18 protein-coding genes and 1 pseudogene are annotated in these 19713 nt (G+C 44.7%); 15 read left to right on the forward strand and 4 right to left on the reverse strand.

Annotated features, from left to right (window positions below):
- Window positions 1–14: 14 nt before the first annotated feature.
- Genes hppD through maiA form a run of 4 tightly spaced genes read left to right on the forward strand, consistent with a single transcriptional unit; the run spans window position 15 to window position 3987 of the window.
- On the forward strand, window positions 15–1088 hold the full coding sequence (hppD, locus tag L3V33_RS06170; protein WP_114634421.1) for a 4-hydroxyphenylpyruvate dioxygenase: 1074 nt from the start codon (window positions 15–17) through the stop codon (window positions 1086–1088).
- The gene (locus L3V33_RS06175) at window positions 1081–2211 is read left to right on the forward strand and encodes a homogentisate 1,2-dioxygenase (protein ID WP_017075602.1); all 1131 of its coding nucleotides are present in this window, start codon (window positions 1081–1083) and stop codon (window positions 2209–2211) included. The genes hppD and L3V33_RS06175 overlap by 8 nt, the downstream gene beginning before the upstream one ends.
- Before the next feature lie 12 nt (window positions 2212–2223).
- Complete coding sequence (locus L3V33_RS06180; protein ID WP_237289980.1) at window positions 2224–3261, forward strand: fumarylacetoacetate hydrolase family protein; 1038 nt, start codon at window positions 2224–2226, stop codon at window positions 3259–3261.
- 21 nt (window positions 3262–3282) lie between these two features.
- A complete protein-coding gene (maiA, locus tag L3V33_RS06185) occupies window positions 3283–3987 on the forward strand; it encodes a maleylacetoacetate isomerase (protein ID WP_237289981.1) in 705 nt (234 codons plus the stop codon).
- 235 nt (window positions 3988–4222) lie between these two features.
- Here maiA and L3V33_RS06190 read toward each other — a convergent pair whose 3' ends face one another.
- Window positions 4223–5152, reverse strand: coding sequence for a carbamate kinase (locus L3V33_RS06190; protein WP_004732606.1), 930 nt, complete (start codon window positions 5150–5152; stop codon window positions 4223–4225).
- A gap of 608 nt (window positions 5153–5760) precedes the next feature.
- Window positions 5761–7776 carry an acetoacetate--CoA ligase gene (locus tag L3V33_RS06195; protein WP_237289982.1) on the reverse strand — a complete coding sequence of 672 codons (2016 nt, stop codon included), beginning with the start codon at window positions 7774–7776 and terminating at the stop codon, window positions 5761–5763.
- 199 nt (window positions 7777–7975) lie between these two features.
- On the opposite strand from L3V33_RS06195, the gene phhA reads away from it, so the two are divergent.
- The 4 genes from phhA (at window position 7976) to L3V33_RS06215 (ending at window position 10405) form a co-directional block, all read left to right on the forward strand.
- On the forward strand, window positions 7976–8770 hold the full coding sequence (gene phhA / locus L3V33_RS06200) for a phenylalanine 4-monooxygenase (protein WP_237289983.1): 795 nt from the start codon (window positions 7976–7978) through the stop codon (window positions 8768–8770).
- Window positions 8760–9098, forward strand: a complete 339-nt coding sequence (locus L3V33_RS06205; protein ID WP_017075596.1) for a 4a-hydroxytetrahydrobiopterin dehydratase — start codon at window positions 8760–8762, stop codon at window positions 9096–9098. The genes phhA and L3V33_RS06205 overlap by 11 nt, the downstream gene beginning before the upstream one ends.
- A 284-nt stretch (window positions 9099–9382) precedes the next feature.
- Window positions 9383–9592: a DUF3283 family protein gene (locus L3V33_RS06210; protein WP_237289984.1), complete on the forward strand. Its 210-nt coding sequence runs from the start codon at window positions 9383–9385 to the stop codon at window positions 9590–9592.
- 96 nt (window positions 9593–9688) lie between these two features.
- The gene (locus L3V33_RS06215; protein ID WP_004732617.1) at window positions 9689–10405 is read left to right on the forward strand and encodes a YebC/PmpR family DNA-binding transcriptional regulator; all 717 of its coding nucleotides are present in this window, start codon (window positions 9689–9691) and stop codon (window positions 10403–10405) included.
- A gap of 276 nt (window positions 10406–10681) precedes the next feature.
- Here L3V33_RS06215 and L3V33_RS06220 read toward each other — a convergent pair whose 3' ends face one another.
- Window positions 10682–10960 (reverse strand): DUF2798 domain-containing protein, encoded by a 279-nt coding sequence (locus tag L3V33_RS06220; RefSeq protein WP_171315109.1) that lies wholly within the window; start codon window positions 10958–10960, stop codon window positions 10682–10684.
- 85 nt (window positions 10961–11045) lie between these two features.
- Here L3V33_RS06220 and L3V33_RS06225 point away from each other — a divergent pair, with 85 nt between their 5' ends.
- Complete coding sequence (locus tag L3V33_RS06225) at window positions 11046–11948, forward strand: LysR family transcriptional regulator (protein WP_237289985.1); 903 nt, start codon at window positions 11046–11048, stop codon at window positions 11946–11948.
- 12 nt (window positions 11949–11960) lie between these two features.
- Window positions 11961–12836 (forward strand): NAD(P)-dependent oxidoreductase, encoded by an 876-nt coding sequence (locus L3V33_RS06230; protein ID WP_065206509.1) that lies wholly within the window; start codon window positions 11961–11963, stop codon window positions 12834–12836.
- A gap of 142 nt (window positions 12837–12978) precedes the next feature.
- Here L3V33_RS06230 and L3V33_RS06235 read toward each other — a convergent pair whose 3' ends face one another.
- Window positions 12979–13860: a LysR family transcriptional regulator gene (locus tag L3V33_RS06235; protein ID WP_237289986.1), complete on the reverse strand. Its 882-nt coding sequence runs from the start codon at window positions 13858–13860 to the stop codon at window positions 12979–12981.
- Between the two features lie 116 nt (window positions 13861–13976).
- Here L3V33_RS06235 and L3V33_RS06240 point away from each other — a divergent pair, with 116 nt between their 5' ends.
- The 5 genes and pseudogenes from L3V33_RS06240 to L3V33_RS06260 all read left to right on the forward strand — a co-directional run bounded on the left by L3V33_RS06240 (window position 13977) and on the right by L3V33_RS06260 (window position 19416).
- Window positions 13977–14954 carry a DUF1254 domain-containing protein gene (locus L3V33_RS06240; RefSeq protein WP_237289987.1) on the forward strand — a complete coding sequence of 326 codons (978 nt, stop codon included), beginning with the start codon at window positions 13977–13979 and terminating at the stop codon, window positions 14952–14954.
- A 3-nt stretch (window positions 14955–14957) separates the two neighbouring features.
- Window positions 14958–15152: pseudogene (locus L3V33_RS06245) on the forward strand (NAD-binding protein); the annotation flags it as partial.
- 423 nt (window positions 15153–15575) lie between these two features.
- Complete coding sequence (locus tag L3V33_RS06250; RefSeq protein ID WP_017075587.1) at window positions 15576–17096, forward strand: M20 family peptidase; 1521 nt, start codon at window positions 15576–15578, stop codon at window positions 17094–17096.
- 94 nt (window positions 17097–17190) lie between these two features.
- Window positions 17191–17799 (forward strand): DUF3299 domain-containing protein, encoded by a 609-nt coding sequence (locus tag L3V33_RS06255; RefSeq protein WP_237289988.1) that lies wholly within the window; start codon window positions 17191–17193, stop codon window positions 17797–17799.
- A gap of 333 nt (window positions 17800–18132) precedes the next feature.
- Window positions 18133–19416, forward strand: a complete 1284-nt coding sequence (locus tag L3V33_RS06260; RefSeq protein WP_237289989.1) for a serine hydrolase domain-containing protein — start codon at window positions 18133–18135, stop codon at window positions 19414–19416.
- Window positions 19417–19713: the final 297 nt, after the last annotated feature.

Below are 19713 nucleotides of genomic sequence, written 5' to 3' on the forward strand. Positions count from 1 at the left end.
CAAGGAGAAAGTTCATGGTGGATACATACAACCCGCTTGGCACGGATGGATTCGAGTTTGTTGAATACACGGCCGTTGACCACAAGGGAATTGAGCAACTTAAAGCGTTGTTTGTGTCACTTGGTTTTGCTGAGGTCGCCAAGCACCGCTCAAAAGAGGCTTGGCTGTATCGACAAGGTGACATCAACTTTATCGTCAATGAACAGCCACACAGCCAAGCAGAAGCGTTCGCCAAGGTACATGGTCCATCGGTATGTGGCATGGCTTTTCGTGTCAACGAAGCAACGGCTGCAATGGAACAAGCTTTCAAGGGCGGTGGTGAAGAGTACAAAACAGAAATAGGGCCGATGGAGCTGAGCATTCCGGCTATTTACGGCATCGGTGAGAGCCTGCTCTATTTTGTGGATCGTTATGGCAAGCAGAGCATCTATGACGTCGATTTCCGATTCTATGACGATGCGGAAGAGCGTATGGCCGAAGCCAATGTTGGTTTGTTCGAAATCGACCACCTCACGCATAACGTGAAGCAAGGCAATATGGATGTGTGGTCTGGGTTCTATGAGCGTCTTGGCAACTTCCGCGAGATTCGCTACTTCGACATCGAAGGCAAGCTGACAGGCCTTGTGAGCAGAGCCATGACCTCACCGTGTGGCAAAATCCGCATCCCTATCAATGAGTCTTCCGACGACAAATCACAAATCGAAGAGTTCATTCGTGAATACAACGGCGAAGGTATTCAACACATCGCACTCGCCACCGATGACATCTACAAAACAGTGAAAACCCTGCGTGATCGCGGCATGGACTTTATGCCAACCCCAGATACCTACTATGAGAAAGTTGACGATCGTGTGAAAGGCCACGGGGAAGACACCGATCTGTTGCGTGACCTGCGTGTTCTGATTGATGGCGCACCGACCAAAGACGGCATCTTGCTGCAAATTTTCACACAGACGGTAATCGGGCCTGTGTTCTTTGAAATCATTCAGCGTAAAGGTAATGAAGGCTTTGGCGAAGGTAACTTCAAAGCGCTGTTTGAATCGATTGAAGAGGACCAGATTCGTCGAGGAGTATTAGACGATGCATAAATGGATCTCGTTTCCTCATCGGGAGGGTGTGTGCTCTAAACAAGCGCACGCTGACTTCCCCGAAGAGGCAATTTATGAGCGAGAGGCGGGCCGAAGTGGATTCTTCGGCCCTGCGGCTCACTTTCATCACCAGCATGCCCCAACAGGTTGGTCTGAGTGGGAGGGCGATTTACGCCCTCGCGCTTTCGATTTTACGTTGGTGGAAAAAGCCAGCCAGATAACCCCTTGGGCTGTGCCTCATCTTTTGCACAATGCGGACTGCAAAATCCGCGTGTGGCGAATGGATGAGAAGATGGATTTCTTGGTGCGTAATTCCGACGGTGATGAGCTTCTATTCATTCACCAAGGCAGCGCTGATCTCTATTGTGACTATGGTCATCTAGCGGTGAGTGAAGGGGATTACGTGATGATCCCGCGTTCGACCAACTGGCGCTTGGAACCCAGTGAGCCGATGTTCATCTTGATGATTGAGAACACAGATGCGGCTTACTCCCTGCCAGAGAAAGGCATGGTCGGTAATCACGCGGTGTTTGATCCGGCTGTGCTCGACATACCTTCAATCAATGATCAATTCCGCGCTCAGTATTCAGAAAACCAGACTCAGGTTCAGGTGAAACGCCACGACAAAGTCAGTGTCATCACCTATCCGTTCAACCCATTGGACGCAATTGGCTGGCATGGCGACTTAGCGGTGGTGAAAGTGAATTGGCGTGATATCAGACCGTTGATGTCACATCGCTACCACTTGCCACCTTCTGCGCATACGACGTTTGTTGGCGCTGGATTTGTGGTGTGCACCTTTGTGCCACGCCCGATTGAGAGCGACCCTGGTGCATTGAAAGTACCGTTCTACCACAACAATGATGACTACGACGAAGTGCTGTTCTATCACGCTGGTGACTTTTTCAGTCGCGACAACATTGAAGCGGGCATGGTGACTTTCCACCCTGCGGGCTTCACTCATGGGCCTCACCCTAAAGCCTTTAAGGCAGGTCAGGCGCATAAGAAGAAGTTTACCGATGAAGTGGCGGTGATGATCGATACTCGCCATGCGCTGCAGTTCTCTGATGAACTCGATAGCGTTGAGAACAAAGAATATGTCTACAGTTGGCAAGAGAAGTAAGGGGCAACAAGGATGAAATTAGCAACCAAGAAAAATGGCACTCGCGATGGCCTGTTGATGGTCGTAAGTAAAGATCTTAAACAATGTGTACCTGCCACCGAAATCTTCCATGCGATGCATCTGGCGCCAACCATGCAGGTAGCATTGGATAACTGGGACAGCGTGGCTTCTCAGTTAGAAGAGTTATACACCTCGTTAAACAACGGGCATGTGACTGGCAGTGAAGTGTTTGCACCTCAGTATTGTGAATCACCTCTACCACGCGCATATCAATGGGCTGATGGCAGTGCTTATGTAAACCACGTTGAACTGGTGCGTAAGGCTCGTGGTGCTGAAATGCCAGAAAGCTTCTGGGTCGATCCACTCATGTATCAAGGTGGCTCAGACGCGTTTATCGGCCCTCGTGACAATATCGAATTTGCCAGCGACGAGTGGGGCATCGATTTCGAAGGTGAGGTTGCGATTGTCACCAGTGATGTGCCCATGGGCGCTAGCGCTAAACAGGCGCACGAGTCGATTCGATTACTGATGTTGGTGAATGATGTGTCGTTGCGTGGTTTGATTCCGGCTGAACTCGCTAAGGGTTTTGGTTTCTTCCAGTCTAAGCCTTCTTCAGCGTTCTCTCCGGTTGCCGTTACACCTGATGAGCTTGGCGAGCAATGGAAAGGCAGCAAGGTACATCTACCGTTGATATCGACCTACAACGACCAGCCTTTTGGTTGTCCGAATGCGGGCGTCGATATGACTTTCAATTTTGCTGAATTAGTAGTCCATGCTGCGAAAACTCGTCCACTATCGGCCGGTGCAATCATTGGCTCAGGCACGGTTTCCAATAAGCAAGGGACTGACCACGGCACCTCAATTGTCGAGGGCGGCGTAGGCTATTCCTGCATTGCTGAAGTGCGCATGATAGAGACGATTCGAGATGGCAAGCCGTCGACTCAATTCATGTCGTTTGGTGACTCGATCAAGCTTGAGATGTTTGATGCGGCGGGTAACTCTATTTTTGGTGCGATAGACCAAAAAGTGAGCCAGTATCGAGCACTATAATCCACGTAATAGGGTTTCAGTATGAGCGAGAGCATCGTGAACAAGAACATTATACTTTACGGTTACTGGCGCTCGTCCGCAGCCTATCGAGTGCGTATTGGATTGAACCTAAAGCAACTCAACTATGAGTCGAAATCGGTGCATTTGGTGCGTAATGGCGGCGAGCAGCATGATCCACAATATCGCGATCTCAATGCCAGCCAATTAGTGCCAGTGCTGGTGGATGGTGACGTTCAGCTCAATCAGTCGCTTGCTATTCTTCAATATCTCGATGAACACTATTTGTGTGAGAGCAGCCCCGACACCTTGTTGATTCCAGAGCAAACACCACTGCGCTATCAAGCACTGGCGATGGCTCAGGACATTGCGATGGAAATCCACCCTCTGAATAACCTGCGCGTGTTGCAATATTTGGAGAGAGAATTATCTTGCGAACAAGAGGTGAAAATGGATTGGATTCACTATTGGATGAGCCAAGGGTTTTCAGCGTTAGAAGAGAAGCTGGCGAAGCACAGAAAAGCACATGGCGATTCAGTGTATAGCCTCACTGACTCCCCTTGTATTGTTGATATTTGCTTAGTGCCGCAAGCCTATAACGCGCTGCGGTTTGATGTTGATATGTCGCCTTATCCGCTGATTAACTCGATTGTTGAGGAGTGTAACCAGTTACCCGCCTTTATTGGGGCGATGCCAGAGAACCAAGCGGATGCGAATGCACCGATGTGAACGTATTGAATTGTTTTTTAATGAACTGGAAACGTTATTTGGATTAAATCACGTTATAATTACGATTTGGTATATTTAAAGATATTATGTATTCATTATTTTCAGGTTTAATTTCTAATTTTATGAATATTTATCTCATCTAGCATTTAACGGTCCTAATAAAATAAGCCTCGTTATAATCAAATAAGAGGCTTGTAATAGATTTTATATTAGTAGTATTTATCACTCGATAATATTAGTAATAAACAATACCTTCGCCTTTCGTTATCAGAGTGCCAGCTTCATTGGTGATTATTTTATCTAAATCAAATAATGAACCAATCGCTGCATTACCTAAGCCAGCTTCAACGAATTTACAAACGGCATCAATTTTTGGCCCCATAGAACCAGCAGGGAATGAAAATTCTGCTAAACCAGCAGGCGTTGCTTGCTTCATTTCTGCTTGGTCTTCTTTACCATAGTTACGGAAAATCGACCCATCGGTTAAGATAATAAATAAGTCGGCATGGATTTTTTCAGCCAGTAGTTCAGCCGTAAGATCTTTGTCAATTACGCACTCTACACCACTACTCTTACCTTGCTCAATACTCACGGGAACACCGCCGCCGCCACAAGCGATAACAAGGTTTTCTGTATCTAGAAGTGTTTCAATTTGCTGAATTTCAACAATGCTTTTTGGCATAGGAGAAGGCACAACGCGTCGGTAGTACTCGCCATCAGCTTTAAATTGCATTGTGCTTTGAGCCATTAATTCTTTAGCTCGTTGCTCTGTATATACAGGGCCAACAAATTTAGTCGGGTTAGCAAACGCAGGGTCTTTTTTGCATACTTCAGTTTGCGTGACTAGCGTGGCTACGTCTAATTCAGGGTCAATGTTTCTTAGCTCTTGTTGTAACATGTAGCCCACCATGCCACAGGTTTGAGAGCCGAGCACATCCATTGGATATGGGGTAGTCTCTGGCGAATATTCGCTATAAGCCGCGTTTTGTTCCATCAACAAACCTACTTGTGGGCCATTACCATGAACGATAACAATCTCATGCTCGCGTGCGATTGCAGCAATACTCGCCGCTGATTTGATTATATTTTCACGTTGGTTCTCAGCCGTTAATGCTTGGCCTCTTGCTAAAAGAGCGTTACCGCCTAAAGCTAATACTATCCGCATGATAATGTCTCCGATCATTTAATAATGATTTTATTTATTTTACGTAGGGATTAACCGCTTGTTTATAATTAAACTCAAGCTTATTAATAACAATGACTAGGTTTTTTAATTACTCTTAAGTAATTAACATGCCGAGATAGTATGGGAAAATAACTGTTCTAAATGTGATAGCTATCAAATTATCATTTCACTAGAAATAGAGCTGTGGGAGCGGAAATTATTATAATTCGATTAAATATCCATAAGCTGGGATACAATCTAGTGGTGGACTCTTTTTTTGTATAAATGATTCGTCTTTAGTGAATATTATCTCAGCCCAAAAAATGAATAATTTAACATTTTTGTTTTAAATATGACGTTCAGATCTCATTAAGAACTTTAGAAAAGGTACGGGGTCAAACTGAGGCGAGGGTTTACGAGCTCAAAGAGTGGCTTCGATTCGGTTTTTATTGGCCAATCAAGGGCAGCTTAAAGTGTTCAGTGTTTAATGCTTCTCCCGTTGCTTGCTTCACTCAGTCATCGGTTTTCAATCGGCTGCCTTTACTCTAGATATTATCTGACAGCCAAGTGAAAATTGGAGATAGCTTGCTACGTTCTAGGCCTAGTCGCTAAAGCGAAACAACGTGCTTTATCTCTTCTAAAACCTCGGCGTTAGCAATAGCTCCGAGGTTTTCTACTATTTTACCGTTCACTACCTGTTTCACCGCTAATTCCACCAGTTTGCCCGAACGTGTTTTTGGTACGTCGCTGATGGCAAAAATTTGGCTCGGCACATGTCTTGGTGAGCATGATGATTTGAGCTTCCTCTTGATGGCCGTTAGTAATGTTTCATCTAGACTCACACCTTGCTGCAACTGAACGAACAGCCATATCTGTTCATTGCGGTCGATGTCTTTACCGACTGCTATCGAGTCAACAATGCCCTCAATGGTGTTCACTTGCTGGTAGATCTCGGCAGTACCAATTCGCACACCACCGGGGTTGAGTGTGGTGTCGCCTCGCCCGTAGAACAGGTAGCCACCATGCACGCTCTGTGCGACTTCATCACCGTGATGCCACACATTATCGAACTTGTCCCAGTAAGTGCTGTGGTAGCGCTCTCCGGTGTCATTCCATAAGCCAACAGGAAAGTTGGGGAGGGAATTTGCACACACTAATTCGCCACGTTCGTGATTGACTTTGTGGCCAGAAGAGTTGAACACCTTGATGTCGACCCCGAGCCCTGCCTGTTGGCACTCACCGCGATACACAGGCGAGATCGGGTTACCCAAAACAAAGCAGCCACAAATATCCGTACCGCCAGAAATTGAGGCTAAATGCAGGTCTTGTTTGATGTGTTTGTAAACGTAATCGAATTGCTCTGGGTAGAGCACCGAACCGGTTGAGCACAGTGTTCTTAAGTGAGGAAGTGAGTGACTGTCGATTGGCGAGAGTTCGGCTTTCTCAATCGCCTCTATATACTTGGCTGAGGTGCCAAACAGCGATACATTCGCACGCTGCGCTAAATCCCACAGAACGTTAGGTTGTGGGTAAACTGGGCTACCATCAAAGATCACCAAACAAGCACCGCTCGCGAGCGCAGAGACGTGCCAGTTCCACATCATCCAACCACAGGTGGTGTAATAGAACACGCGATCTCTTGGTTTAATATCGCAATGAAGCTGATGTTCTTTTAGGTGATTGATGATGGTGCCGCCGACAGAATGCACTATGCATTTAGGCTTTCCGGTGGTACCGGAGGAATAGAGTACAAACAGTGGTTCATTGAAGCCGACACGAGTAAATCGAAGAGGTTGTGGCTGATAGTGATTGATGATGCTGTGCCAGCTTTGAGGCGACACATCATGTTCAAAGTCGTTCTTCTCTAAATCGCTCTTCTCTAAGTCATTACTCGGTTTCAAATAACCGATCTCACACACCTGTTTTAATTCATTTAAGTGTTCGATGATTTCACGGTTTTTGTCCGTCATATCGAACGCCTTGCCATTGAAGGTGTAGCCATCACAGGTGAATAGCACCTTAGGTTTCACTTGGCCAAAGCGCTCAATCACACTCTCGACGCCAAAATCAGGCGAAGTCGATGTCCAAATCGCGCCTAAGCTGGTGGTCGCTAGCATCGCTATTACGGTTTGTGGCAGGTAGGGCGTATATGCAGCAACTACATCGCCTTGTTGAACTCCGCTATCAACAAGCCATTGTTGAATAAGAGAGACTTCTTCAGATAGGGTTTGCCATGTATAACTCTGTTGCTCACCACGCTCATTCTCAAACCAAATTGCAAGTTCGTTCGGCAACGCCTGAGCACAATGCAGCAAGTTTTCGGCGTAGTTAATTTGAGCGTTCGGGAACCACACCGCATCGCGATTTGATTTTGGCTGCTGCCAGCGGCTCTCACCTTGAGTTTTGGTGTCATCTCCTTGCGACCCCACCATTCCACAAAACTGCCATACGTTCTGCCAAAACGACTCGGGATGTTCCACAGACCATTGATGGAGATCCGTGTAGTTTTTCAATTCCCGCTCGAGTACGCCCTGCTGAACGAGGTTATCCATAAATCGGGTTACGTTGGCGTGTGCGATGCGCTGGTCGCTAGGCTGCCAAATTGACTTATCGCTTTCGTGCATTCCTTTACCTTTAACAAAAAGTTAACGATTCCAGTCTGGTATTTAGGTTTTACAAAGTCAAAAGATCAGCAAAATAAGGGGATGTCGGAATTGTGTAAATAAAATGTTACACGACCGCCTATTTCGAAAAGTCGCGCAAATTGGCGGATATAACGAGTGGAGATAGGCTTAAAGTGAGACATTCGAAAGGAGGTGTGTAATGACTCAATATCATTCTAAGCCCGTGAGCCAAGAGGGATGGGTTGAGTGGAGCCTCGAAGAAGACGCCATTTGGCACGATTTAGTGAAAAGGCAATTGGACGTCATTAATGACCGTGCATGCGGTGCCTATTTGCACGGTTTGACCCTGCTGGATCTGCCATTAGACAGAGTTCCCCAGCTTCCAGAGATAAACAAAGTGCTAATGGAAACAACGGGTTGGCAGGTTCAGCCTGTGCCTGCATTGATCGATTTCGATCGATTCTTTGATTTGCTCGCCAATAAGAAATTCCCAGTGGCGACATTTCTAAGAACGCGAGATGAGTTCGATTACTTACAAGAACCTGATTTCTTCCATGAAATTTTTGGCCACTGTGCCATGCTCACCAATGCCGATTTTGCGACATTCACTGAGCATTACGGAAAACTAGGCCAAGCCGCCACACCTAAACAACGCGCGTATCTGGCCCGTTTGTATTGGTTTACGGTCGAGTTCGGTTTAGTAAAAGAAGGCGATAGGCTGAAAATCTATGGCGGCGGCATTCTTTCGTCTCCGGCGGAAACCATGTATGCGTTGGGAGGAGATTTGGCCGTTCGTGAGCGGTTTGATCTGCAAACGGTTTTGAGAACCCCTTATCGCATCGACATCATACAACCGAAATATTATGTGATTGATGAGTTGTCTGACCTCTTCAAAATCAGCCAGGAAAACCTATTGCAGCAAGCTGATCTCGCGATAGACGAGGGATTACTACCACCACTTTTTGAACCTAAGGAACCAACACATGTTGAATGAACAAAAATGCGAAGCCTGCAGTATCGACGCGATTGCCTTAAGTAAAGACGAGCAACAGCCTTTACTGTTGGAGTTGTCCGACTGGCAGATCATGGAAAGAGATGGCATCCCACAGCTTGAGAAGGTGTTCAAGTTTAAGAACTACAAACAAGCATGGGCATTCAGCAATAAAGTGTCAGAGTTAGCAGAAGAAGAATTCCATCACCCTTCGATCTTATTGGAGTGGGGCAAAGTGACCGTAACGTGGTGGAGCCACTCAATCAAAGGCCTACACAAGAATGATTTCATCTGCGCCTCACGCTGCGATGTGTTCGCCGTGAGTGAATAGCCTTTTTGGTCTAGATGAGGCTTTTTTCCGACATCTGTGATGTGATTATCTTATTATTCGGCTCATAAGGTGAGTCGAATAACTGCTTAAACGGCTCATGGTATGAGTTGAATAAGCAATACTTTTGTATCATAGAGCGTAACTTCTCCCAAAGTAGCTTGACCTGCATCAGCGACTTGCTGGTTTCTTGCCCCACAACCCCCTCTATTGCTCATAGTATTGGTTTTATGAGGCTGCTCTATGATATATTTCTCGGCCAAGTGTATTACAGACGAAGGCTAATAATGTCTATCAACCTTTCACTCCTTCCACCCAGTGAGAAAAATAAAATCGAACTGGATAAGCAGGCATCGTTTCTTGTATGGAAATTGAAGCATGCGAAATGTGGCCCTGAAGCCATTATTGAAGAAGCAATGAAGCTAGGTGATCCAGAAGAAAAGGCTTGGTTTGATCAGTCTGTAGAAAAATACAAACGGGTAATGGGTGTCGCATAAACGCACATAAACCTTACCCAGCAAAGCTGTAGAATTGAAATGACACAGTAATTTGCTAGAATTTGCTCCGTTAATTGAATCAGAGAGAAGATCCCGATGGGAAGAAGTTTTGAAGTGCGCAAGGCCTCAATGGCGAAAACTGCAGGCGCAAAAATTAAAGTTTATTCTAAATACGGTAAAGAGATTTACGTACTGGCTAAGAACGGTAGCTCTGACCCAGATATGAACTTACCTCTTAAGCACCTGATTGCTAAAGCTAAGAAAGACCAAGTACCCGCTCACGTTATCGACAAAGCGATCGATAAAGCGAACGGCGGCGGCGGTGAAGACTTCCAACCAGCTCGTTACGAAGGTTTCGGCCCTGGTGGCACAAGCGTAATCGTTGACTGTCTAACTGACAACGGCAACCGTACTTTCCAAGACGTTCGCCAATGTTTCGTTAAGACTGGCGCGAAAATCGGTGTTGAAGGTACTGTTTCTCACATGTTCGCTCACCAAGCTGTATTCCAGTTTGCTGGCGAAGATGACGAGATCATCCTAGAAACGCTAATGATGGAAGACGTAGACGTGACTGACGTTGAGCTAGAAGACGGTGTTATCACTGTATTCGCTCCAACGACTGAGTTCTTCAAAACGAAGACTGCACTACACACTGCGTTCCCAGAGCTAACTCTGGACGTTGAGGAAATCACTTTCGTTCCTCAAACGACTACGCCAGTCGCTGAAGAAGATTCTGAGAAGTTCCAGAAGTTCTTAGACATGCTTGATGACTGTGATGACGTTCAGCAGGTTTACCACAACGCTGAGCTATAATATCAATCTATAATTGATAGCTTTGCTCTTGTGAGTAGAATGTAGAATACAAAAAACCGAGCCTAGTGCTCGGTTTTTTTATGCCGTTGATTCAGAGATAGAAGAATTTAAAAGTGTGCCTCTGAGTGTTGGCTGTTTTCTTTGGTCAGCTTCTGTGATTGCTTACTATTTTTACTCACTGTACCCGTTCGCAGTATCTGTTCGGAACCGCTGATCGAATTCCCCTTGATCATCGTTCCATGATAGCGACATGATCCGCCTAGCCTCGTGATCGACTTAGTTAGTCGTTTCAGGTGAAGTTGAAGTTTCAGGTAATGGGTTAGGTATCGCTTTGGTTCTTGGCTTACATATCCATGCTGCTAATTTTCGAATCAATGGCAGTACGGTTAGGTTGAGTGTTAATGCGCAAGGCCAAGCAATAAAGAAGCTTTGTAGCCAAATAGGCGGCCATTCGTGGCTGAACCCTATTTTGTAGCCTGAGATAACCCCAGACATAATCATTGCCATGGTCAGGGAAGATAAAATAGAAGTTACCCAAAATTGTTTATTGTTCATTGTATGTTTCTCCCGTGATTTTCTGTTGTTGATGAGATAAGGTTAAATCTATCCATTAATGAGAAAAATAGGCACATATAGAAGTATGAATTCCATATTTGGAAACATTGATGATCTGTTTTTATTCTGTGCAGTGGTTGAAGAGGGTTCTTTGCTTTCGGCATCGAAACGCCTGCAATTACCTGTGTCGACCATGTCGCGTCGATTAACCGCATTGGAAGATCGCCTGAGTATCCGACTTTTAGAAAAGAAAGGTCGTGAGTTGGTGGCCACTAAAGATGGCGAGGCGGCCTTTGCTGCGTTGAGCAGCGGTATGGAATCGCTGCATCAAGGCTTCAGTAGCTTGCTTGAGGAGCGCGATGCGATTCAAGGTAAGATAAAGCTCGCAGTGCCTCATAACTTCTACAGTGGCTTTCTACGTTCGACCATTGAGCAATATCTTGTTGAGTATCCCAATGTGCAGCTTGATTTAACTCTGAGTCAGCAGCAAGTGGTTCCTCAAACTGATCGTGATTTGTTGATTACGTTTAAGATTTCCGACATGGAAGGCATGATTGCTCGACCACTGTTTAAAGCCAAGCACGGTTTCTTTGCGAGCCCAGATTATTTGGATTCCCACAGTGCGATTAAAAATCCAGGTGATCTAGAGCACCACGACTGGATTAATGTCGATGATGTTTTTGATATGCCGCTCTACAAATCCGACCGCTTAGAGCAGATGGTGACGATTAAACCGAAGTTTATTGTTAATGACATCAATGCTGTGGCCGCCGCAGCGCTGAAGGGGTTGGGGCTTGCTTCACTGCCTTTTCGCCATGTATCTCCAGAGATGAATCTGATTCAAGTGCTCCCTGAGTATCATCGGGGTGATCGCCAAGCGTATTTAGTGTACAAAGAAAGAAAATATCAGCCAAAGGCTTTGACCCTGCTTATCGATGCATTGATTGAGAGTGTTCGATCTTTCCATAGTAATGACTTGGTCAAATAAAAGGAGAAAGGAATGAAAGTAAGTTTTATCGGGCTAGGCGTTATGGGTTTTCCAATGGCAGGCCACCTAGTCAAAGCCGGTTTTGAAGTAACGGTATTTAACCGCACTCACAGTAAAGCGCTAGACTGGGCTGATAAACACCAAGGTAAAGCCGCAGAAAGCGTAGCTGAATGTGTAGCAGATGCGGATGTTGTACTTGTCTGTGTTGGCAACGATGACGACGTACGCAGCATGACGACCAGCGAAACGGGCGCACTGGCAGCAATGAAGCCTAACGCGATTCTTGTCGATCACACCACAACGTCTGCAGTTCTATCTGAAGAGCTTGAAGTTGCATCGAAGGAAGCAAATGTTCGCTTTATGGATGCACCAGTGTCTGGTGGCCAAGCGGGCGCAGAAAACGGCGTGCTAACCATCATGTGTGGTGGCGAACAAGATTTGTTTGATGACCTTCAACCTGTGTTCAAAGCTTACGGTAAGTCGTCGGTTCTGATGGGTAAAGTAGGTCAAGGCCAACGCGCGAAAATGGTCAATCAGATCTGCATTGCAGGTGTATTGAATGGCCTTTCTGAAGGCTTGGTACTTGCTGAGAAATCAGGTTTGGACATCCCAACTCTGGTTGATTGCCTTAAAAACGGCGCAGCTGGCTCATGGCAGATGGAAAACCGCGCCACCACAATGGCGCAAGATAAATTCGATTTCGGTTTCGCAATTGATTGGATGATCAAAGACTTAGGATTCTGCTTAGATGAAGCAGAGCGTCAAGGTATCCAACTTCCATTGACTGAAAAAACCAACAACGCATACAAGGCACTGTCTGCCGAAGGACAAGGCCGCATGGATACATCAGTATTGATGAAAGCCGTGGTTGAAGAAACGAAGAAGTAGAAGAAACAGTCGCAGCGAAGAAGCCGTAAAAGCTTTGCTTAGATAATTAAAATAGCCGCTGATTAGCGGCTATTTTTGTTTGTGTGAAACGATAACGAGCCTTTTTAACTCGTTTCGGGGCACTAACTATCTAGATTAAAGCCTATCTAGATTGAAGCATGACCCTTTTTATTACGTCATGAACGGCAAGATTTAGGGGGCTTTGGCGATCGACAAGACGCATGCAGGACACAAGGTTTAGATCGATTCTAAACTCTTTGGGTGGCTCTATGGTATTAAGCGAAGCATCCTTCCAACTATCGCTTAATACGCAGGCGTGTTCACCCTGCTCTAGAATTTGCCTCGCAACTGAAAAATTGTCCACCGTGATACTGATGTGAGGCTCAATACCACTACTTTTCAACATTTCTAAATATCGGTAACGATCTTCATTCCAGCCTTGGCTTCGGATCTTGATAAAAGGCAATTGCAACGCCTCTTCCCATGTTAATTGCCCCAATGACTTTGAAACAGCAATCACCAGTTGATCGGCCATGATGCGTTTCTGGAAGATATTCGTACTGCGGTCTTCATTTAAAAAGTGCACACCTAGAGTGATGTCACCCTCTTCTAACTTTTGCTCTGTATCTGATGCCCAAGTCTTCAGTTCTATTTGCGCTTTGGGAAACGTTTTCGAGAGTTCCCTAAATAGATCAACACCTGAAAACTCCAGTGTGTAGGCGAAAAAAGCAAGAGTGATTGGCCCATCATAGGTGGCAGAATCGAATGTCACAGGTGAAGTCGCAGAGTGCATCAAGGACAAGGCGTGTTCAATATTGGGCAAAATAGATTTGCTATAATGTGTTGGCCTTAGTCCTTCAGTGGTGCGTTCGAAAAGTGGGTGCCCTAATTGATCTCTGAGCTTGGTCATTTGCTTGCTGACTGCGCTCTCAGAGATCCCTAGCTTTATCCCCGCCCTTTTCAGGCTGTTCGACTGACACAGCAATACAAAAGTACGCAGCAAATTCAGGTCTATACTTTCCATTTGGGCAAGTCCTATTTTCCACACTTTCCTTTTGGGAAGTATAAAGTAATCACTATCGGCAGAGCAAATAATACTCTTCCAAATGACATTCACTTTGAAATATAAAGGTCGCTATTATGAAAAAGCTATTCCCTCTTACTGCTGTCGCTTTATTCTCAACCAGCGTTTTTGCAACGCCAACTATCGTCACGGAAGATAATTTTGCTCAGGCATACACCAACATGCGTCTCGGTGCAGTCGTAGAAAAAGCCGGTGGTATTAATACATTCTTTGAGATGCCAGTGCCGAGCAGCGTTCCAGAAGAGCAGTTCGTTGTACGAATGAATCGAGACACTTTTTATTCCGTTTCTGTCATCGATATGTCGAACGATGATGTCTACGTGACGGTTCCAGAAACTGACCAATATGTGTCACTGCAAGTCGTGGACGAAAACCACGAGACGCAGCCAATGATCTACGGTTCAGGTCGTCATAAAATCAGTGCAAAAACCGATCATGCATTTGTCATTGTCCGTGCTCTTGAAGATGATGCACGCCGTAACCTGAAGATTGAAACAGGCAGTGAGAAACCGTTTGAAGTAAAAGAGTGGGACATGGCGTCGTTCAGTGCCACAGATAAAGCTGGCAACATCGATTTCAGTGACGGATATGACCAATCAAAGGCGTTTGGTAACAAAGAAAGCGGCCAAACTGATTATATGAATTATGTTGGTGCAGCTGGCGGTTGGGGTGGCGCGATGGTCGAAGACAATATCTATCAAACCAGCCAGTACTTCGATGCGAATGCATGTTATGAGACGACTTTCAAAGATCCGAAGGCAGGCTCATTCTGGTCCGCGACCGTATATAACGCTGATGGACGAATGTTTAACGATAAAGCCAATATTTCGAGTGAAATGGTCCCCGTAATGAACAGCGATGGAACCTACACTCTCCGTTTTGGGTGTGAAGGTCAACCAAACAATATCCCAACGATGGAAGGTAATAAGACCGGTAAATTTAACGTTCTTATACGCCATTACAACCCGAGTGAGCCAGTTAGCAAAGGCGAGAAAGGTTACAATCCAGCGACGATGATTAAAAAAGTAGGCTAATTTAAATCGTCGGTTCTGAAGGGTAAAGTCGGTCAAGTCCAACGCGCGAAAATGGTTAATCAGAACTGCATCGCAGGTGTATTGGATGGCCTTTCTGGAGGTTTAGTACTTGCTGAAAAATCAGGTTTGGACACCCCAACGCTGGTTGATTGCCTTAAAAACGGCGCTGCAGGTTCATGGCAGGTGGAAAGCCGTAGTTGAAGAGACGAAGAAGTAGAAGAAACGAAGAAATAGTCGCAGCGAAGAAGCAGTAAAAGCTTCGCTTAGAACTTTAAAAAATAGCCGCAGATTAGCGGCTATTTTTTTGCCTAAGATAACTTAGAAATACAGAGAAGCGTTTGTTCTGAAACTCACCATTGAACAAAATTTTGTTACGAATTTAATGCCACAGGGTGATCTCGGATCATTTCCGCGACTGTAAAAACCTCCCTCCCCTAGAAAGTCATGCTCGATTTACTCATCCACTACAACGATTTTACTCATCCACTACAAATTGTTACCAACGTCTTCTGATGGGTTGAGTCCTTCGCTAGAGATTGGTTTGGTCAGTATTCTTCATTAATAATTGCCGCATAAACCAAAAACACAGATTTACTTTCTACCTAATTAAGGCGTCAAATCATGACAAAACCATCAAAACTCTTTACCAGTATCGCTTCTGCTTTGGCATTGACCGCTAGTGTTTCAGTATGGGCTGATGAGCAAGACTTTAGTTCGATGCAAATGCAAGGCGTCGAAAAAGTGGATATTCAAGTTGATATAGAAGGTGCTGCGCAACGCTTATCGCAAGCGGTTCAGTTTCAAACTATCTCTAACCAAGATCGCAGTGATTTTGATGAACAGGCTTTTCGTGACTACCACCAATTTCTTGAAGAATCGTACCCATTAGTGCACAAAACACTCAAGCGAGAAGAAGTCGGTGACCCGCGCCCTTTCAGCTTGATTTACACTTGGGAAGGTAAAGATCCATCACTCGCTCCCGCTATTTTTATGGCGCACCAAGATGTGGTACCAATTGCAAAAGAGTCTCGTGATGAGTGGAAAGAAGATCCGTTTTCAGGTGCAATTAAAGACGGTTATATCTGGGGCCGTGGTTCATTAGATGACAAAAACCAACTTCAAGCACTGTTAGAAGCCACTGAAATGAAGCTAAAAGAAGGTTTCCAACCTGAACGTACCATTTTGTTTGTATTCGGCCACGACGAAGAAGTTGGTGGGCCAGAAGGTGCTAAGCACGCCGCTGACATCATTGAACAACGCTATGAGAAAATTGCGTTTGTTATGGATGAATCTGCTCCTCTTGTCCCTGGTATATTCCCTGGCATCCGTGAAAACACGGCACTAATCGGTATTGCTCAAAAAGGATTCGTTAGTCTAGAGATTGCCATCAATGGTGTTGGTGGTCACTCATCACAACCGGGTGAAGAATCGAATATTGTCGCGTTAGCAAAAGCCGTTGAGAAAGTTGAAGCAGCGCAATTCCCTTACAAAATTCATGATGCGGTGAGATACCAATACCGATACATGGGGCCGGAACTTCCAGAAGCGCAGCAACCACTTTACAAAGCCGTAGCCTATGGCGAGAACGACACGGTGACGGACTTAGAGAAAAAATTTATTGATGTAATGTCTAAAAATGAGGTTACTCGCGCCATGCTTCATACCACAACGGCAGTTACTATGTTTAATGCTGGTATTAAAGACAACGTATTACCGCCAGCAGCAACTGCAGTTGTAAACTTTAGACCAATGCCAGGTGATACTCCTGAGGTGATTATTGAGCATGTGAAGAAAGCGATCGGGGACGAAAGAATGACCATTCGTGATATCTCAGCATCAACGCCTGCAACTAATGTTGCGGATCCTAGCGGGCCTGGTTACGCCATGTTGGAGAAAACGATTCGCCAAACTTGGGGAAATGACCTGATTGTCTCACCGTTCTTTGTTATTGGTGGTTCAGATTCTAAGCACTTTCAAGCACGAGATTTTGCCCCTGATGTATATACGATGACGGCGATACAATTAGAAAGCGTAAAAGAATTCGAAGGCTTCCACGGTGTGAACGAGCGTATCTTAGTTGAAGAATACGGTCGCTCTATTGGGTTCTTCTACCAACTAATGGATAACCTCGAAAGTCTGTAATTCAAATATTATTGACTGATATAAAACGAGACGATGGCTAAGACTTTCTTAGCCATTTTTTCATTAGCCCTTGTTCTAATTAGAAAACATTGACATGAAAAATACATTATTAATGGTTATGGCTTGTTGTTTTAGTTTGTTCACACAAGCTGCTGAAACGATATCTTGGGAGTCATTAAGACCTGTGCAAAATCAGTATCAGGTTCTTTCTCCTGGGAATAAGGCGCTACTTTCTGAGATTTACGCCTACGAAGCCGTTCAAAAAACGCGTCAGTTAAGTTCAATGGAAAACGATGGATACAATCAACGCGTGGTATTGGCTGAAAAGTTTGGCTTAAACGTACGTGAGCTGCTTGTACAAAGAACACAACAAGCGAACGATATAGTTCCTGAGCTTAGTATTAACGATATGAAACTGGCCGGGTTTTTAGTACCGCTCGAAATGGAAGGTTTAATAGGAAAGCAGTTCATTTTAGTGCCAACCGCAGGGGCTTGCATTCACACTCCTCCCCCACCTGTAAACCAAACGATTTTAGTTGAATTTCCTGAAGGCCATGAATTACAAAGTTTATACACACCAGTATGGGTGACAGGGAACATTAAAACAGGGGCGGTTGATACGTCGATTGCACTTTCTGATGGCAATCAATATATTGAAACTGGATATGTTATTGACGCGTCGGATATTGAGCTCTATCACTAAATCTGATCAACGAACTTAGAATTGAAAAGGTGACTAACGGGGAACAGTTAGACTAAATTTGATCGGTATGTGCCGTTTAATTCATTTCTCTTCATGCTCTACACATAGCAACACTAAATATAGTAAATATTAGAATCACTTGGGGTAGGTAAAACCACCGAAAACACAATATTCATGTTTCTAACTTCAATGTTTGATGGAAGCAATCCATCGGAGGCGATGAGGCGTTATTACGTTTTCCTTGTAACGTGTCTGTATTAACAAAGGCAACTGGCTCGCAGCTTTTGCATACAGTTCGCACTACAGCACTTATATACCAATAGGAAAACCAATATGAAAAGCTTAATCGCTATATCCATAGTAACGGCTCTATCTGCAGGCTCAGCGTTTGCTAATGAGATCGTTAATGAATCATCCACAAATGTAGATGTTTACAATACTCATGACTTCTTCTTGCAAAAAGGCAATCGCGTTAAACTTCAGTTTCCTATTGAACAGTCTAAGTTTGCTTGGCAGAACCTAAGCCGTTTCTATCCTACCGCTCAAATTGAACGTGATGGACCTGTCTACCAATTCCCATATCAGATTGACCTAGAAATTGGTGAAATATCAGCGACTGTGCACGGTGAAAGCAAGACATTAAATGAACACCTAGATTCTTACCCTGTCGATGCTTTTCTTGTTGTTAAGAGTGGAGAGGTTGTCTTTGAACGTTACAACACGATGCGAAAAACAGATAAGCATAATTGGTTTTCAAACTCGAAAATTACAGCAGGTATAGAGCTGGCTAAGTTGGTCAATGAGGGCAAAATTAACCCTAATGACCCTATTTCTAAATACATTCCAGAATTAAAGGGATCTGACTGGGATACAGTATCTGTTTCTGATACTGCAAATATGGCGACAGGCTTAAACGCAACAGAGCACGATGAGCCAGAGGCAGACTCACGTATAAACCCAGAACAACCTTGGTTTAAATGGGCGGTTTCCATTGGCGTATTTGAGGGTGAAGGCAACCAAAGCCCACTTGAAGTGTTGGCCGAAATGAAGCGAAGAGCACCGGGCGGAAAAACATTCGAATACAATTCAATTAATACGTTTGTTCTGGCTCGACTTATTGAGAATGTTCGTAACTTACCCATGAATGAGATTGTCAGTCGTGATATGTGGCAGAAAATGGGGGCAAATAATGACGCTTACACTGTCGTTTCTCCACAAGGGGGATACCCTTTAATGTTTTTCTCAATGAATACCACAATTGAAGATATGACTAAATTCGGTATGTTACTTACTCCGTCAGCCACAAAGTTGGGTAATGGTGGTGTTAGCAAAGAAGTCATTACGTTAATTCAAGACTCTGGTAACCCTGAAGCTTACGGTGGTGGTTATGTTGGTAAGATGATGGAAAACTCTTTCTACAACGACACAAACATCAAGAATGGTTATCAATTTGATGCAATCTTTGAGGATGGCGACTTATTCAAGGCCGGTGTTGGCGGTCAAGGTGTGTATATTTCACCAGAAAAAGACTTAGTTATATCTTTCTTTTCAACCAGTAATGGCAAAAACCAAGAAGAAACTTATGCTCGTGAGATTGCGAAATATTTTAGCCGCTAATTATGCAATCGGTGATTGCTACTTGATGTGATTAATCATTGAATAGAGTTTTATCTTTTTGTAACGCCAGTCGCCTGACTGGCGTTTTTTGTTTGTTGAACTTGGTTATTGATTCCCTGTTATCGGGTGATTAAGTACCACGATATCTTTGGGTCATCTCAACACCACTATCCATTATCGCTTGTGTTAACGCTTTTATGCGCTTTAGGCTCGTGGTTACACACCAATGCCATGGCGTAAAGAAGTTCACATTATATAGATACGATTGTTTGAGCTTCTTCCCGTTACTCATTGTGT

This window comes from Vibrio sp. A2-1 (genome assembly GCF_021728355.1).
Taxonomy (GTDB): domain Bacteria; phylum Pseudomonadota; class Gammaproteobacteria; order Enterobacterales; family Vibrionaceae; genus Vibrio; species Vibrio splendidus_K.

What these genes read in the sequence shown, in the direction of transcription:
- L3V33_RS06180 (WP_237289980.1), top strand. Translation starts at nt 2,224, where the DNA reads ATGAAATTAGCAACCAAGAAAAATGGCACTCGCGATGGCCTGTTGATG.
- L3V33_RS06255 (WP_237289988.1), top strand. Translation starts at nt 17,191, where the DNA reads ATGAAAAATACATTATTAATGGTTATGGCTTGTTGTTTTAGTTTGTTC.
- L3V33_RS06195 (WP_237289982.1), bottom strand. Translation starts at nt 7,776, where the DNA reads ATGCACGAAAGCGATAAGTCAATTTGGCAGCCTAGCGACCAGCGCATC.
- L3V33_RS06175 (WP_017075602.1), top strand. Translation starts at nt 1,081, where the DNA reads ATGCATAAATGGATCTCGTTTCCTCATCGGGAGGGTGTGTGCTCTAAA.
- L3V33_RS06225 (WP_237289985.1), top strand. Translation starts at nt 11,046, where the DNA reads ATGAATTCCATATTTGGAAACATTGATGATCTGTTTTTATTCTGTGCA.
- maiA (WP_237289981.1), top strand. Translation starts at nt 3,283, where the DNA reads ATGAGCGAGAGCATCGTGAACAAGAACATTATACTTTACGGTTACTGG.
- L3V33_RS06205 (WP_017075596.1), top strand. Translation starts at nt 8,760, where the DNA reads ATGTTGAATGAACAAAAATGCGAAGCCTGCAGTATCGACGCGATTGCC.
- L3V33_RS06250 (WP_017075587.1), top strand. Translation starts at nt 15,576, where the DNA reads ATGACAAAACCATCAAAACTCTTTACCAGTATCGCTTCTGCTTTGGCA.
- L3V33_RS06235 (WP_237289986.1), bottom strand. Translation starts at nt 13,860, where the DNA reads ATGGAAAGTATAGACCTGAATTTGCTGCGTACTTTTGTATTGCTGTGT.
- L3V33_RS06230 (WP_065206509.1), top strand. Translation starts at nt 11,961, where the DNA reads ATGAAAGTAAGTTTTATCGGGCTAGGCGTTATGGGTTTTCCAATGGCA.
- L3V33_RS06190 (WP_004732606.1), bottom strand. Translation starts at nt 5,152, where the DNA reads ATGCGGATAGTATTAGCTTTAGGCGGTAACGCTCTTTTAGCAAGAGGC.
- hppD (WP_114634421.1), top strand. Translation starts at nt 15, where the DNA reads ATGGTGGATACATACAACCCGCTTGGCACGGATGGATTCGAGTTTGTT.
- L3V33_RS06220 (WP_171315109.1), bottom strand. Translation starts at nt 10,960, where the DNA reads ATGAACAATAAACAATTTTGGGTAACTTCTATTTTATCTTCCCTGACC.
- L3V33_RS06240 (WP_237289987.1), top strand. Translation starts at nt 13,977, where the DNA reads ATGAAAAAGCTATTCCCTCTTACTGCTGTCGCTTTATTCTCAACCAGC.
- L3V33_RS06210 (WP_237289984.1), top strand. Translation starts at nt 9,383, where the DNA reads ATGTCTATCAACCTTTCACTCCTTCCACCCAGTGAGAAAAATAAAATC.
- phhA (WP_237289983.1), top strand. Translation starts at nt 7,976, where the DNA reads ATGACTCAATATCATTCTAAGCCCGTGAGCCAAGAGGGATGGGTTGAG.
- L3V33_RS06215 (WP_004732617.1), top strand. Translation starts at nt 9,689, where the DNA reads ATGGGAAGAAGTTTTGAAGTGCGCAAGGCCTCAATGGCGAAAACTGCA.
- L3V33_RS06260 (WP_237289989.1), top strand. Translation starts at nt 18,133, where the DNA reads ATGAAAAGCTTAATCGCTATATCCATAGTAACGGCTCTATCTGCAGGC.